The organism is Bacillus sp. FSL K6-2819 (assembly GCF_038008305.1).
Classification (GTDB): Bacteria; Bacillota; Bacilli; order Bacillales; family Bacillaceae; genus Bacillus; species Bacillus amyloliquefaciens.
Genome location: NZ_JBBOYV010000001.1, coordinates 1473887 through 1487771, shown reverse-complemented (window position 1 = coordinate 1487771; position 13885 = coordinate 1473887). Strand labels below are relative to the sequence as shown.

19 protein-coding genes are annotated in these 13885 nt (G+C 34.9%); 10 read left to right on the top strand and 9 right to left on the bottom strand.

Translation table 11 applies throughout. The annotated features are described in order from the left end of the window. Positions 1 to 28 precede the first annotated feature (28 nt). The 3 genes from MHH91_RS07885 to MHH91_RS07875 all read right to left on the bottom strand — a co-directional run bounded on the left by MHH91_RS07885 (position 29) and on the right by MHH91_RS07875 (position 1593). The gene (locus MHH91_RS07885) at positions 29 to 277 is read right to left on the bottom strand and encodes a hypothetical protein (protein WP_257730800.1); all 249 of its coding nucleotides are present in this window, start codon (positions 275 to 277) and stop codon (positions 29 to 31) included. A 124-nt stretch (positions 278 to 401) separates the two neighbouring features. Next, on the bottom strand, positions 402 to 533 hold the full coding sequence (locus MHH91_RS07880) for a hypothetical protein (protein ID WP_266023022.1): 132 nt from the start codon (positions 531 to 533) through the stop codon (positions 402 to 404). A gap of 28 nt (positions 534 to 561) precedes the next feature. Further along, the gene (locus tag MHH91_RS07875) at positions 562 to 1593 is read right to left on the bottom strand and encodes an AimR family lysis-lysogeny pheromone receptor (RefSeq protein ID WP_215532418.1); all 1032 of its coding nucleotides are present in this window, start codon (positions 1591 to 1593) and stop codon (positions 562 to 564) included. A 612-nt stretch (positions 1594 to 2205) separates the two neighbouring features. On the opposite strand from MHH91_RS07875, the gene MHH91_RS07870 reads away from it, so the two are divergent. The 8 genes from MHH91_RS07870 (at position 2206) to MHH91_RS07835 (ending at position 10018) form a co-directional block, all read left to right on the top strand. Continuing rightward, positions 2206 to 3102, top strand: coding sequence for a hypothetical protein (locus MHH91_RS07870; protein WP_340977465.1), 897 nt, complete (start codon positions 2206 to 2208; stop codon positions 3100 to 3102). A gap of 344 nt (positions 3103 to 3446) precedes the next feature. Beyond that, a complete protein-coding gene (locus MHH91_RS07865; protein WP_340977462.1) occupies positions 3447 to 6293 on the top strand; it encodes an RNA dependent RNA polymerase in 2847 nt (948 codons plus the stop codon). Between the two features lie 565 nt (positions 6294 to 6858). After that, positions 6859 to 7053, top strand: a complete 195-nt coding sequence (locus MHH91_RS07860) for a hypothetical protein (protein ID WP_057079931.1) — start codon at positions 6859 to 6861, stop codon at positions 7051 to 7053. Positions 7054 to 7063: 10 nt separating this feature from the next. Further along, positions 7064 to 7633 (top strand): HNH endonuclease, encoded by a 570-nt coding sequence (locus MHH91_RS07855; RefSeq protein WP_224960742.1) that lies wholly within the window; start codon positions 7064 to 7066, stop codon positions 7631 to 7633. Between the two features lie 38 nt (positions 7634 to 7671). Next, positions 7672 to 8994 carry a hypothetical protein gene (locus tag MHH91_RS07850; RefSeq protein WP_340977457.1) on the top strand — a complete coding sequence of 441 codons (1323 nt, stop codon included), beginning with the start codon at positions 7672 to 7674 and terminating at the stop codon, positions 8992 to 8994. Next, complete coding sequence (locus MHH91_RS07845) at positions 8991 to 9374, top strand: hypothetical protein (RefSeq protein WP_101293908.1); 384 nt, start codon at positions 8991 to 8993, stop codon at positions 9372 to 9374. Before MHH91_RS07850 ends, MHH91_RS07845 begins: the two co-directional genes overlap by 4 nt. Then, positions 9375 to 9536 carry an XkdX family protein gene (locus MHH91_RS07840; protein ID WP_014471786.1) on the top strand — a complete coding sequence of 54 codons (162 nt, stop codon included), beginning with the start codon at positions 9375 to 9377 and terminating at the stop codon, positions 9534 to 9536. Next, positions 9533 to 10018 (top strand): hypothetical protein, encoded by a 486-nt coding sequence (locus MHH91_RS07835; RefSeq protein ID WP_340977455.1) that lies wholly within the window; start codon positions 9533 to 9535, stop codon positions 10016 to 10018. Before MHH91_RS07840 ends, MHH91_RS07835 begins: the two co-directional genes overlap by 4 nt. A gap of 26 nt (positions 10019 to 10044) precedes the next feature. Here the strand turns inward: MHH91_RS07835 and MHH91_RS07830 are convergent, their stop codons facing one another. Beyond that, positions 10045 to 10695, bottom strand: coding sequence for a hypothetical protein (locus MHH91_RS07830; protein WP_340977453.1), 651 nt, complete (start codon positions 10693 to 10695; stop codon positions 10045 to 10047). A gap of 273 nt (positions 10696 to 10968) precedes the next feature. On the opposite strand from MHH91_RS07830, the gene MHH91_RS07825 reads away from it, so the two are divergent. Beyond that, positions 10969 to 11136 (top strand): hypothetical protein, encoded by a 168-nt coding sequence (locus tag MHH91_RS07825; RefSeq protein ID WP_169061554.1) that lies wholly within the window; start codon positions 10969 to 10971, stop codon positions 11134 to 11136. Between the two features lie 49 nt (positions 11137 to 11185). Continuing rightward, complete coding sequence (locus tag MHH91_RS07820) at positions 11186 to 11482, top strand: hypothetical protein (protein WP_072589062.1); 297 nt, start codon at positions 11186 to 11188, stop codon at positions 11480 to 11482. Here the strand turns inward: MHH91_RS07820 and MHH91_RS07815 are convergent. The 5 genes from MHH91_RS07815 to MHH91_RS07795 all read right to left on the bottom strand — a co-directional run bounded on the left by MHH91_RS07815 (position 11479) and on the right by MHH91_RS07795 (position 13864). Beyond that, entirely contained in the window at positions 11479 to 11688 is a 210-nt protein-coding gene (locus tag MHH91_RS07815) for a hypothetical protein (RefSeq protein ID WP_174747587.1), read from the bottom strand. The genes MHH91_RS07820 and MHH91_RS07815 overlap by 4 nt on opposite strands. Before the next feature lie 99 nt (positions 11689 to 11787). Then, positions 11788 to 12063 carry a hypothetical protein gene (locus MHH91_RS07810; protein ID WP_340977448.1) on the bottom strand — a complete coding sequence of 92 codons (276 nt, stop codon included), beginning with the start codon at positions 12061 to 12063 and terminating at the stop codon, positions 11788 to 11790. Positions 12064 to 12165: 102 nt separating this feature from the next. Then, on the bottom strand, positions 12166 to 12591 hold the full coding sequence (locus tag MHH91_RS07805) for a hypothetical protein (RefSeq protein WP_340977447.1): 426 nt from the start codon (positions 12589 to 12591) through the stop codon (positions 12166 to 12168). A 59-nt stretch (positions 12592 to 12650) separates the two neighbouring features. Next, positions 12651 to 12860: a hypothetical protein gene (locus MHH91_RS07800; RefSeq protein ID WP_072589059.1), complete on the bottom strand. Its 210-nt coding sequence runs from the start codon at positions 12858 to 12860 to the stop codon at positions 12651 to 12653. Positions 12861 to 12985: 125 nt separating this feature from the next. Continuing rightward, positions 12986 to 13864 (bottom strand): tyrosine-type recombinase/integrase, encoded by an 879-nt coding sequence (locus MHH91_RS07795; RefSeq protein WP_340977444.1) that lies wholly within the window; start codon positions 13862 to 13864, stop codon positions 12986 to 12988. Between the last annotated feature and the right edge of the window lie 21 nt (positions 13865 to 13885).

Genomic DNA, 13885 nt, shown 5'->3' with positions numbered 1-13885 from the left:
TTGTCTTGTAACCCACCTTCAAAGCACTTTAAACTTCCTTTTTGTTTTCCACATCTTTAAATAAGTGCGGTGCAATTGTATGCATCCAATCCCACATCGTTGCTCGGTCACGTTCATCCAGCAAACCGTTTTGTTCGTATGCTGTTAGGAATGATAACAGATGTTCTTCAAGTCCATAACACTTCACGAAACTTTCAAGAAATTCATCGTATCTGTCTAATTGGGCATAGGGATCATCGTATTCACCAATAAGGTCTTTTACTTTATTTTCACTCATATTTTCCGCTCCTCTTATTTCATTTTTAAATAAAATCGTTATTTTATTTTTATTCTAAAAAGATGTAATAAAGGGGAGAGCTAAGAAATAGCCCTCCGGTACTTAGTTGGATACACTATGTAGCTTATCCCCCTCGACCTGGGTCAGCTAACTGATTAACTGTATGTGATTTTGCTTCTTGATGTTGGACAGACCCTAACACGACTGTTACGATAGCCGCTAATACTATTACTGACATAGTTATTTTTTTCTTCATGTGCTCACCTCCCCTCAAGTTTTCTTTATTAAATCGCAAAGATGTCTACAATTTTTCTATCCTCTCCAAGCTTGTTCAACTCTCTTAAAGGACATTCGACAAAGAATTTATCTCCAGATAATTTAAAGTATTTTATAGAATTATAAAAATCAGACTTATCAGAAGAAATTAAGCCTCTATAAAAATAATGAAATGCAAGTTGTCCATTTGATAAGGCACTTCTATCTATTCCATTCAATAAGTTCAGAGCCTTTTCGTGCTCATTTCTCTTAATCCAATAGAACGCTTGTTCATGTACATCCTCCGTGCAACCACTTTGAAAATCAGTGTATTTGTGATCATTTTCCCAATAGTTTTCCAAGAAGCTTAATGACCGTATTAATTGCTTATAATGGTTGTCCCCTGGCTTAGCAAATTTTAAACCGCTTAAAAAGTTATCCTTAGCTGTTTTGTAATCTGTCAGCATGTATGAGTTACCAATGTGAAGATATCCGAACGCTGAAAACCTATCAATATTTGACTCTATGATTGCAAGACTTGCATAATATCTTGCTGCGTAAAGATTTCCCTCAAACAGGAAAGTGTTTGCCAAGAGAACCAGCAGCCTTGATCTAAATGAACTTTTGATAAAACCATCTTCCATTTCTTCTGTATCAATGCTGTCAGCATACTTATTCATCAATTTAAAATTAGTTGTATCACAAGTTTTATAAACCATAATAAGCTTAGAGAATATTTTCATTTCGTCTGACTTTGGATTGATTTTTTTGATTTGAAATTCCATCTCTCCAATTGACAATGACTGAGATCGCTTCTTCAGTTTATAAAGCTCTGTCCATTCTTTGTTGGTTGCTCTTTCAATTAATAAATCAAATATGTCGTGCCAATTATTTGTATCAGCATATTCTAATGCTTCTAATATGTAATAAGAATCGGGCTTTAAAGCCTTTGCGTATGTGGAAAACAGCTCGTACTTAGAATTATTATTGCGGTTCTGTTTGATGAAATGCTCAACACCATGATGTACATTTATAAGGCTTGCTTGTTTCTCTTTGATCAATTGTAACGCCCCTCTTCTCTTTTTTCCAAAGGCTCATACAAGGTCAGTAGCAATTTTTTTTGATTCTCAATATAAATTTATCTCTTCGTTTTACCATCCTTATTTTTTGTTTTTGTCTCTGTTAACAATATACCTCAGACTCTCGCTCAGAGTCAATAAGTTATTTTATTTTTATTCTAAAAATCCTTATTTTTCACTTTTATCGTCATCTAAAAGGTGCTATAATTCAATTAGGCAGGAATCACTGTAACTATTTTTAGAGTAAATTTAAAATAGTTTATGTTGAGTTTTTTCTATTTAAAGCAAATATCTCTTATCCCTGCCCCGCTCCTTGACAACTTCATATCTATTAAGAGTAAAAATAAAATACAGAAAGGGGTGACAATATGAAGCAATCGAAGTATTTCTATTGCTACTCGGTAAACTTACACCGAAAGTTGAGAGCAGCAGGAGCGTCATCAATCTGTGAAGCTTTAAGCACTCGAAATAAGCGGTTCTGGCTTTATGAGAAAGACGAAACTGTTCAAAGGGTACTAAATGAAATGTGATTACTAGAAGCTCCCACAAGGAAGTCTAAGCACCAGAATAATAAGCACAAAAGGAGAATGTTTATTGAAATCAAAGCGAAAACATATTAAGGGGAAAGAAGAAATTCAAAAAATTATAGAGTCAAGCGGCATTAAGTACCTCTTGGTCAACAATAAGATATTTGATGAACTATATGTTAATGAAGAGCTCAAAATGTCAGAGTTAGACTTAATCACATATATTCATCTTCAAATCATGATGCTAAACAAGATTACTTTAAGCGCAAAAGAATTGGCTTCTTGGATTGGCTGTAGCGAAAAGCAAATAAGAGTAGTAATTAATAGACTGAAAGAATACAAAGTATCGTGCAACTGTCGCTACTCTCCTTATGAATCGAAAGTGTTTCTAACAGATAATGGAGAGGGAAGAATAGTAAGCCTGATAACTGAAAAAAATCAAGTTGTTTATAACCCTTCTACAAAAAGCAATCAGAAAGTAAAACATTGGTATCCCAATTTAATTCCAGATCATAAAAAAGGCAAGGATAAGCCCGTACCTGTAAATTTCTTTCTCGTATCATTAAAAGACCTTAATTTGTTCACGCAAGGACAATTGAGCCGCACAGAGTTCATTACATACTTATTTTTATTAAAAACATATGCATATGGCAAAAAAGACAAAGACCAGGTGTGGATGAGATATAGCCTTATCGCTTCAAAAACACGCAGGAAATTACCGCAGACAACACAAGATCATATTGAAAAATTGAAATCATTAAATATTGACGGTGCTCAGCTAATCCGACAGATGTACCCTAATAACTATCAAATACAAATGGAATCGGGACATGAAACCTCGTCCAAGTTCATTCCAGACTTTAATATAAAAACCATGGGGGAACTGAAGTTAGAAAAAGAGGAAGTCAGTTTTTATAATAAGGAAGATGATATTTTATTAGAAGAAGTTGATTTGCCTTTTTAAGAATTCAGTTTTTTTAATGAAGAACCTAATTTCAAAAATCAGAAACCGATTATTTAAAATGTGAATTCAATTTTTTTGATGGGTTTTCAACCCCATGGGACTCTAAGGTTCAAGGGGGGTCGTGACTCGCTATAATAACTTAATAATACACTTTAGAATAGTTTAAATAATAGCCTTTAGAAAAATTTAAGAATACCCTTTAGAAGATTCTAAAGAATCTTCTGGCCAACAATTAAAAATTGCTGTCCTGTCTCACAATTAAAATTGTTCGCCAACTTTCTTGTTTTGGTTGTATGTGTATTGTTTATCCATAAAAATAAAAAATAAGGAGTCGAGCCAAGCCCTTGAATAAAACAACTCAAAACCTCTCTAAGCAAATTTACATGTATGCTGTAAAAACCGAAGCATTTCACACGCCTGAAGAACAGGAGTATCAAGTAAAAAAAGATGCGTATTTGAACATGAAAGGCAGAATTAAGAAGTATAAGAAGCGGTTAGACAAGTTTATTTGGGAATACAATAGTATTATTGAGAGTAAAAATAAATTAACTAAACAAGAGAAACAACTACTTCATGGCCTCCAGAAAAAAACCTTTAATCATAGAAAGTACAGCGAGATTTTTCTTGAGTACGTTATTTGCAGTTTAGACAAGAGAAAACTTGTTCCCAATCCCAATTCCCGTCTGTACAAGTATTTTGAGGTGTGCGAAACTGCAATTGATGCTTGCACTAAAAAGTTAAAAGAATGTTATCCAAAGAACAAGAAAATCCGCTCTCTTCGTCCTGATGCCCTTAACATGAAGAGTATTATAAACCAATTTGATTCCTCCTTAATACGGACATTAGGTATTAAAGAAAACGAAATTACAAAGGATATCATATCTGTTGAGGTATTCAGTTATGCGGTATTCAAGGATATTGTCACTAAAGGGTTCAAGTACAATAATCAAAAATATGAATATTTCACATCAAGTGCTGGAATGATTCGCAATAAAAAGAATATCTTCATCCGCTCCTCTGTTTTAAATAAGCATAAAAATAAAATAATGTGTGGTCTTAATGAAGATGTTATTAATAATAAAGGCGGAATGAATGTAAACAAGTTCAACGCCTATTTAGCCCTTTGCCTTACTGCAAGCACTGTCTGGCAGGGTTTTGATATTAACAAGTGCATTGTTGTTGATGACTTTAAAACAGTCCTAAAAGGCAGAAATGTCGATTACATAGATAAGCAGTATAGTATTCAAAGAAAGCGCATGGACATTGCTATTGAACATATGGATGGAGCGGGAATAATGCTGCCCAAAGTGACTGAGAATAATAAATGCTTTCAGTTTAGATTGCCCTTTTTTAAAGGATTGCTTGTCCCCTTCCCTTTTGATGACTTTATAGCTGAGTATGTCGAGGAAGATTCATGTTTAGTCAAAGATATATACGGTAAAGAATGGGACATTATCAAAGATGGTATCCAAATCATCTTTACTAAAAGCCAGTTTAAAATGTGGAAGTATTATGATTCATGGCAGCATTACAAAAACACATTTATTAGTGAGGGCTGTGAAGCTTCAAAATGTGATGTTGAACCCGATAAATTCAAAGATCAACCGCTCAACTACCAAGTGTTACAGACTTTAGGTGACATGAGTGATGAAGATTTAACGTATTTTGCTCAAAATACAAACGATGAATTGTCCAAAATTGGTGAATCAGAAGAAACAATGCTCCGTTTTTTACGGGCTGATGATTCAAATGAAAAAAAGGATTTTTATCAAAGCGCAATAGCAATATATCCCCCTCTGCTTTCAGATGAATATTCAAAACAGATCATCAAAGACTCTAAAAGAAGTATGGTCAATAATGCTAGAGCGGGTAAAATTAAACTTAAAAATTCAAAAAGAACCTATATTGCTCCTGATGTATTTGCTTTTGCCCAATGGCTATTCTTAAAACAACAGGAACCGGCCGGCCTTTTAAAGAATGGTGAAGTTTATTGTAGCCTCTTTGAAGAACAGGAGTTAGACGTCCTCCGCTCCCCTCACCTATACAGAGAACACGCTATAAGAAAAAACACATTGGGTGAAGAGAAAGCAAAGTGGTTCGTCTCTAAAAGCATTTACACCAGTATCCATGATTTAATCTCAAAGTTATTAATGTTTGATGTAGACGGAGACGATGCTTTAATTGTTAGCAATAGGCGCTTTATTGATATTGCTAAAAGACATATGAAAGGGATTGTTCCGCTTGAGTATGAGCTTTCTGTGGCAAAGTCACAGGAATTAAATAAACAGAATATCTATGATGGTTTAGTTGCTGCCTATTCAAAGCAAATAGGCATTGTATCAAATGAGATAAGCAAGGTTTGGAACTATGTTGCTCAAGAAAATGCCACTGATGAAGAAAGGGCGGCGCTTGACGCTGAAAAACTGGATGTAGTCAAATTCTTATGCATGGAATCAAATGCAACTATTGATTACGCTAAAACCTTATGGATGCCTGAAAGACCTCATAAGGCTAAAAATAAAATAAGTGGATATACAAAACTGGATCTTCCCCATTTCTTCGTGTATGCAAAAGGAAAAGCGAAAGATGAAGTTGAGCCATTAAATAGTTCTGTGGTAAACCGTTTAAGGCAAATTATTAACCCTTCACGTATCTACTTTAGGGATATTAAAAAGAAACTGGATTACAAAAACCTTTTAAACGTTCAGAAGGGTTCTAATTCACAGGAAGATATACAAGCAGCGCAGGAAATTGTAAGCCTTTATTGTGAACTCAAAGACAGCAAAAGGAGGTATCTTAAAGACAAGCGGAAGAATAAAGAATATAGAGATAAGAAGAAAAGCGAAATGAATCAGTTCTTTTACAATCATATTAAGGAAAAGCTTTTGGATAAAGGTAATGAGCATAATAAAGATATTGATTTTGTTGTGAATACGCTTGTAACCTATCTATACTCTACAAAGGAAAAAGCGCCTTATAAATTAACCCTTTGGCGCAGCTTTGGTAATGTGCTTTTACGGAATTTAAATAGGAATGTTCTAAATATCACATCTTGTCTGGATTGTGGCTGTGCGATTGAGAACCCTCAGAGAAACCAGTCGAGATGCCAAGCCTGCAAGAAAGCTCATGATACAAAAATGAACAGAAGGAGAAAAAACAAAAGTAGAAATTTTAAAAAATGTCACGGTTAATTAGCTATTTTAAATTTATTCAAATGAGAAAACCCTTGGTATGACTAGCTTTTCCACTTGGATATATAGCCGAGATAATGGACGTAAGGGGAGAATGCTTCGCTCCCCCCTAGCTTCCTATTATTGGCGTTCCTGTTTCAGGTAAAGTAGTTGATGACAAATCTTCGTCGTATACCTTTTTCTTGTTGTCTTCAAGCTCAGACTTCATTTTATAAGCGTCTTGAACAGTCTTGAGCATTTGCAATTGTTGAGTAAATTGAGAGGACACTGTCTCTAACCTTTGCGTTTCCACTTGCTATAACAGCTTGAAGGTATTCTTGTTCTTCATCTAATGAGAGCGTTTTGAATCTTCGTCTTTTTGAAGCTGCTCTTTATACTGGTTAATCGCTTGTCTTTCCAGTTCTCGATCTCTAGTCAATAATAGGAAGCACTATCACCTTTAGGTCTTAGAGGTGCATTCAAGGGCTTGGCTCGATCAGCAACTTTAAGCTTGGGGTTGCTGATCACCTTTTTTTCATTAAATTAATTACATTCATAAATTTAATTTAAATAGGAGGATTTAAATTTGCTAAATATTGAGGAACGTTATTTGCTTCATATGCAACTTACAAAACAAAGAAAAATGAAAATTAAAGAAATTGCAGCATCAGTTTATCGCACCCCTTCCCTTATCTCAAGATATTTCAATGGAAAGTGTAATGTATCTGCTGAAGTTGAAAACGCCTTGGTCAACTTAAATAAAGATACGACTGGAATTTAGGAGAATAAAAATGAATACTCCTATCTCAAACTCCCCCGATTTACACCCAATCCCACCCACTGGAAACTCCACGTTTTCAGGTTACCGTGTTGACTTTTCAGGTTACGGTAGGGTGTACTCCCTTAAAACAAAAATGTACTTATCCCATTTCCCAAACAACACAGGTTACGTTTACGTTAATTTAATTGATGATAATAAGAAGGTCATCAATGTTGCTTTACATAAAGTGATCTGGAGTGCTAAAGAAAATATGCCGCTCTCTTATTTAAAAGAAAATAATCTTGATATTCATCATATTGACGGTTTTACATTCAATAATAACCCCGCTAACCTCACAAGCCTTTCAAGGAAAGACAACCTTTGTGAAAAAATCACTATACAGAGAAAGAAACTTCAAAACAGATTAGATACTGCAAAGAAAATCATCTCACTTAGACAACAATTTGAAAATGAGGGCTATAACATGTTTGACCCGGAAGACTTTTTCAATGTAGCACGGTTTATTAGTGTCACATTTAATAAGTCATATAGAGCGGTTTCAGAAATATTAAAAGAAAAGAAATATGCAAACGTTATTTAATCGGAGCTTTTTAAATTAACTAACTCAAAGGAATGATTATGTCTAATTCACAATTTATAGGTCAGCTTAAACAAAACAATATACAAATCAATAACCTTAAAGATCAATTTTACAGAACTGAAGCTCATATGTCTGCTCACGAAAACCGTTTATCTGAAAAAGTTGATGATTTCATGGAGAAGCAGAATTTTGATTTAAAAATGCATATTCAAAACAATGAGAATCCACATCATGTCACTAAAGAACAAGTCGGATTATCAAATGTAATAAATGAAGAGCAAGCTACAAAAGTAGATTTTGATAGTCACCTTGACGATAAGGAAAATCCTCATGCAGTTACAAAAAGCCAGGTTGGTTTGTCTAAAGTTGATAACATTCAGCAAGCAGCAAAAACTGATTTTGACGCTCATTTAGAAGATAAAGACAACCCACATGGTGTAACAAAAGCACAAATAGGGTTATCAGCCGTCACTAACGATGTGCAAGCAAAGAAAGCAGATTTTGACAAACACACCTCAGATACTTCAAATCCTCACAAGGTAACTGCTGAACAGGTTGGACTTGAGAATGTAGACAATGTAAAACAAGCTACTAAAAGTGATTTTGATAATCATCTGAATGACACCAATGTCCATATCAACAAATCTGATCGGGATAGATGGGACGCTGCTCAACTCTCTAAAATAACCAAGGATAACGGTTCTGTTCTAATCAATGTATCCCAAGGAGTTGATTTTCAGAGTGTCGCAATAGGCCAGAGAAAGACATTTACCTTCTATACGGCTGAAACAGGTATTAATACACCACCCGTACCAACCCGTGGAATGTACCTCTACTCTTCCTCAACGAATGGAGAAGCTACAGCTTTCGGTAATGATGGAAGCTTATGGAGAAAGTCTTTATCGAGCGGCGTATGGTCTGATTGGACAAATTATGAAACAGAACAGGGATCAATTAAGCGTTTAGCAGCTCACTCGGATAATACAGATATTCACGTAACAAAAACTGATAAAGATAGATGGAATGGAGCCGTCAAATATGCCAACATCATGCTAAAAAATGGAGCTACAGTAGGCACACGAACGCCCATTTACGCAAAATGGGGAGCGCTGTTAGTTTTAAGAGGTCATGTTAGAACTGAACCAGAGATTGTGTTCGGCTCAATACCTGCAGAATTAGTACCATTTGGCGGTGCAGTAAAATCAGTACCGCTCAGCGGAACAGGTGGGACAGCCAATCTGATAATTTACGATAATGGTGATTTGAAAATAAAATACCCAGACCCAGCTGACTCAAACAAGATGGGCGGAGGTTATTACCTTGATGTAGAAGTGGGCTTTCAAGAAGGAGACATAACATGATTCAGGTTTATGAATATGATGAAAATTTCATTTTGACCAAACCCGTTATTATTGAACCGGATGAAGAAGGAGACTATTCAATCCCTGAGAATTGCACGGTCATTCAGCCTCCTTCTTTCATAAAGGCGATGTATCATCCATCAGATAAGTTATGGACAGAAGCCGCAACGGAGGAAGAAAAAGAGGAACTAGAAAAACAAATTGAAAATGGGCGGGTTTCATCACCAGTTGACCTTTTGAAAATGCAGAATGCTAAATTATCATTGCAAGTGGCAGCTGCTGAAAAGGAAAATGCTCAACGAAGACAAAGAGAAGCTGATACAGCTCTATTAATCGCACAACTACAAAAAGATATTACTGACTTGAAGGAAGGTAAGTAAATGGCTTCATACCCCGAATTTGCAGATATTAAGCAGTTCTATGACTGGAAGTGCTATGATGACGACGATATAAGGACGTATGTTGAAATAGACTGGATTACACCCGAACAGTATGAAGAAATTGTAGGCAAGCCTTACGAAAACAAAGGAGAAATTAAATGACATCTAAAAAATTAAATCTCGGATTGATCGAAGAAAGTGTAAGCAAATACGACAAGAAAGAAAAAGTGCAACTTACTGATGACGTTCATGTTTTTATTTACCCTTACTTCTCCCCTTCTCGTTTATCCAACTTGTTTAAACAGATACTTTCTGACCAAAAACAAGCTGAAGAAAAAGGGATTGACTTTAAGAAAATCAATTTTGTTGATTGGATAGCTTTTTCACTTATTAAAGAATTTGCGGATTTAGGAATCCCAAATGATATTAAGAATCGAGTCAAATGGTTTCACAATCTTGTAGATTCCGAATTTTTCCCTCTGATTCTAAGCAGCTTTCCTGAAGAGAGCATAAAGAAACTTAATGAAGCAACAAAGATGTTACAAGATAATTTAGACAAACTTTCAAACATATCTCCTGAAGAAATAAATGATCTCATCCTTAATAAGGTCGAAGAGATTGAAAAAAAGGAGAGCTCCTTTTAAAGCACTCTATTTTACCACAATCTATTCTATTTTGGATTTAAGCGCTTAATGAAACCAGTGTAAGTGTCAAACATGTGGTTGATAAAAGTTTCATCAAAATAGAACGTGTATTTAGACTTTTTGTATTTACCGATTTTTTTATCATATAGCTCGTGTTCCGTGAGTACAAGGCCTTTGGGGTGTTCTCCTTTTAGTTTTTCTATTTTTCCATTCTCGTGAACTAATGAATTTCTCAAATATTTATATGTTAAAATTAGCTTCCATTCTTTCGAAACAAAAGGCTCTTTGTTTTTGCAATATCTCTTAATATACAGCATAGCTCGTATTATTCCATGGGTATCCTCTATATCACGATATGATTTTTTCAAATTCAAACCCTTTGTTTTCATATCACAATAACTGTTTAAAAAAGCTTCAAAATAAAAATAGGCCTGAAGGAAAATACCTTCTCTCATTAAGATTGGGTGAACGCTTGAATATTCATGGTGGTCATCAAAAAAGAAGCTATAGTATTCTTCTTTCTCTTTTTCACTTAAATTTTGAGCGTCTTCTTCAATCATTTTTTCAGCCGATTTTACAACTTCTATATTATGTTTCACTTGGAATTCATATAAATTTTTCAAAGTATTTAAACGCAACAGAAATAAGTCTAAAGCTGCTCTACTTAAATCAACCATATCCTAACACCCCGACCTTAAACTATAGCAAAAAACTTCCTCCCTAAAGGAAGAAGTTCATCGCCGCAAGAGCTGCCAGTATTTTCACTAGTGTCTCACTTGAGATTTTAATTGTGATCTCCATAACACTTCACCCTTTTGAGAGGGTAGGATTATCCAATAGGACACCCACTCATTTCCAGTAAAGCTCTTTAATTATAATAATCCATCAAGAAAATATCAAGTGTTTGGGAAAGTTTTAAAGTGCATACATTCTTATATTTGGAGGTTATTATGTCCCGTAAGAGAGATTTAGAGGAATTCTTAAAAGAGTTGTATCGAATAGAGCAAACATACGGATTCAAAGTAGGAACTGAAAACCCGCTCGACTTTTTAGTTTACATAGACAGCACTGACGAAAAGCTTTATTCGTACAGTTCTGGCAAGATTTCTGAATGGTGATAATCAATTAAAATCCATATTTTATACAAATTAAAAGGAGGTTTATAATATGAATGACCAAATTGAATCCCTGAATTTGATTAATAAAAGCATTGATAAATTAGAACAGGTGTGCGGGCTTATTACAGATATGCTTTATCATCAAAACACAGATACAGCACAGTTTTGTATTCAAAAGTTAGATGCACTTAAACCAATCATAAGTGAGTTACGGACAGCAAACTCCAATATATCAAAAGAACCTTCAGTAAAAGAAACGAACCTGTTAAACATGAAAATTAATGACTTGTTTAAAGACATTGAGCACAAAATGGAATCATTGGCAGCAAACAAAAATAGAGCCTAAATAACTGGCTCTATCCCTTTTTTCTTTTCATACTCAATTATATCTGATTCAAGGTAAAGCGGCACTTGTCCATTTTGGACATGGGCAACTGGTTCAGGGAAATCTTCATTTCTAGTAATGGTGTTGTATACAGCTCGTCTGGTCTTCCCCCATCTTGTGGCTATATCAGTGTTTGTTAAAACTTTTGGGAATGCTGATTTATCCATAAAGTCTTGTTCTCCGTCCTTTTTCGCTATATATCACCTTATTATATCATTTGTTTTAAAAAACGCACTTATGTTTAGTAAGCACGTCCAGGTTCAACACTATTTAACAAGTCGCAAGTTTTCTTCATGAATCATTGTCCCATCGACAATGTCCCAGTAAGACAACCCGTATTTATCATGATTTCTTAGTATGCCTTCTTCATCACTTAGTCTGGCTTCGGTTTCTTGATAATTGAAATCTACCTCGACATAAGAAATCTCTTCGCTTTCTTTGTCATGCTGTATAACCTTTCCTATTGTACCTTTTGGGATTGTAACACCCCAAATAGTGTCAATTAAAACTTCTACTTTGTCACCTTTTCTAAGTTTATTCATAATCAAAACCCGCTCCATTCTGTTTGTTTTGTATTACAACCCCTTCCAGTACGGAAGGACGCTCTGGGCTTAATGCCTGTTTATAGTCGCCCAGACGACTTATCAATCAATTTCATAAACTATTACTCCATCTTCAACCTCTATCATTGCTAGGTTGAATTCTTCTGGAGATTCTTTCTCAACTTCATCAAACATTTCTTGTATATCAGCTTTAAGCTCGTCCATTGTGTTAAACCAAATTGAATCCAGGTATATTCTGCAAGCTCCAGCTCCAAAGACGCAAAGTGTATCTGAGAAATATTCTTGCAATTCATAATGATCGTTGATAAATTTAGGCCTTTTAGAATTATCAATGCTAATTCTATACAAGTGAGCTTCCCACTCATTAATTAGGAAACAAGTTTGCTTTTCAAATTCTCTAACCCATAGGTAATCGCTTGAAAAGTCGATCACTTCAACTGGTATTCTTTTCCCATCACGAAATACAGTAAGTAGTTGGTTAACTTTTAGGTTTTTATCTCTGAACATTTTAATTCCTCCTAATGGTTTTATTTGCCCTCCTGTAGACCAGGAGAGCCACATTCTTTTTAGTTGATTGACGCTAAAGTCTCTTCTGCAGATTTCAATTCTGATAATTGTGCATTTGTTATAAAAGTGCTTTGTTCTTCTTTATTGAATTCACCCAGCCAGTAATAGCCGTCTTTCTCAGCGATGAAAGCAATTGTTTTCTGTAAATCTTTTTGTTTCACTAAGACGTATTCGTTTGAGTTAAGTGTGTTTTTTAATGTCATGTTCATGTTATTTCCCTCTCGCTCTTGTGGACACTGTCCACTTATTTGATAAGTTAATTATAGCAAGTTAAGTGGACACTGTCCACTATTAATGCAAAAAAAATTAAAAACCCACCGGAATTTTCCGATGGTCAATTAATCGTGTATATATCAGCAGCTGCTTCTGCCATTTGTTTTTCTGTAGGTATTGTATAACGCTGTACAACCGCCACGGTGTTACCCAAGAACCTTGCGATCGTTGATAAGTCCCAGCCTCTCTTGGCTAATTCTGTAGCAAGCGTATGACGTAACATGTGTGGTGTTATCTCATATTCATTCAAGAGCATTTGAACCGTCCTTGTTGTTAGCTTCTTATTGGATCTACTAACAAAGACATATTCGGAATCATCATTTCTTGATTCAAGATACCGGCGAATATATTGAAACTTTTCTTTACTTATTGGAATGTCTCTAACTTTCTTCCCTTTTGATTTATTAATGTGAATTAGATAAGGATTCCCTTTCAAAGTCAGGTCTGCTTTCTTTAGATCCACAAGCTCTGAAACCCTCATACCAGTAAGACGCAACATATCAATGATAGCCAAGTCTCTATAATTGATTAGCTTAGGCTTATTCTTTCTGTCTCCTATCCGTTTTCTTATTGATTCAATGTAATTAACATCAACGGATTTTGGAGTTAATTCGGAGATGTGTTGTGTCTTAGTGATACGAATATCCTTAAAGGCTTCAAATTGTTCAGTGTAAATACAAAATGAGCGTATGCTGGCGTATATTCTGTTTATGCTTGCTGCCTTATACCGCTCCCCTTTATTTGTTTTAATTGTGCCGTTTTCTAAAGCATCGATAAACAACTGAACAATCGTAGATGATAAGCGGTCAATCCTTAGTTCGTCATCACTCAAGTATTTATTTAAAAGTTGAAGATCACGCTTGTAACTTTGTTTCGTATTTTCAGCTTTCCTCAATTGGAAAATATATTCCTCTATAAACTTACTATTATAATCTTGCATTATTCCACCCCTCACTTTACT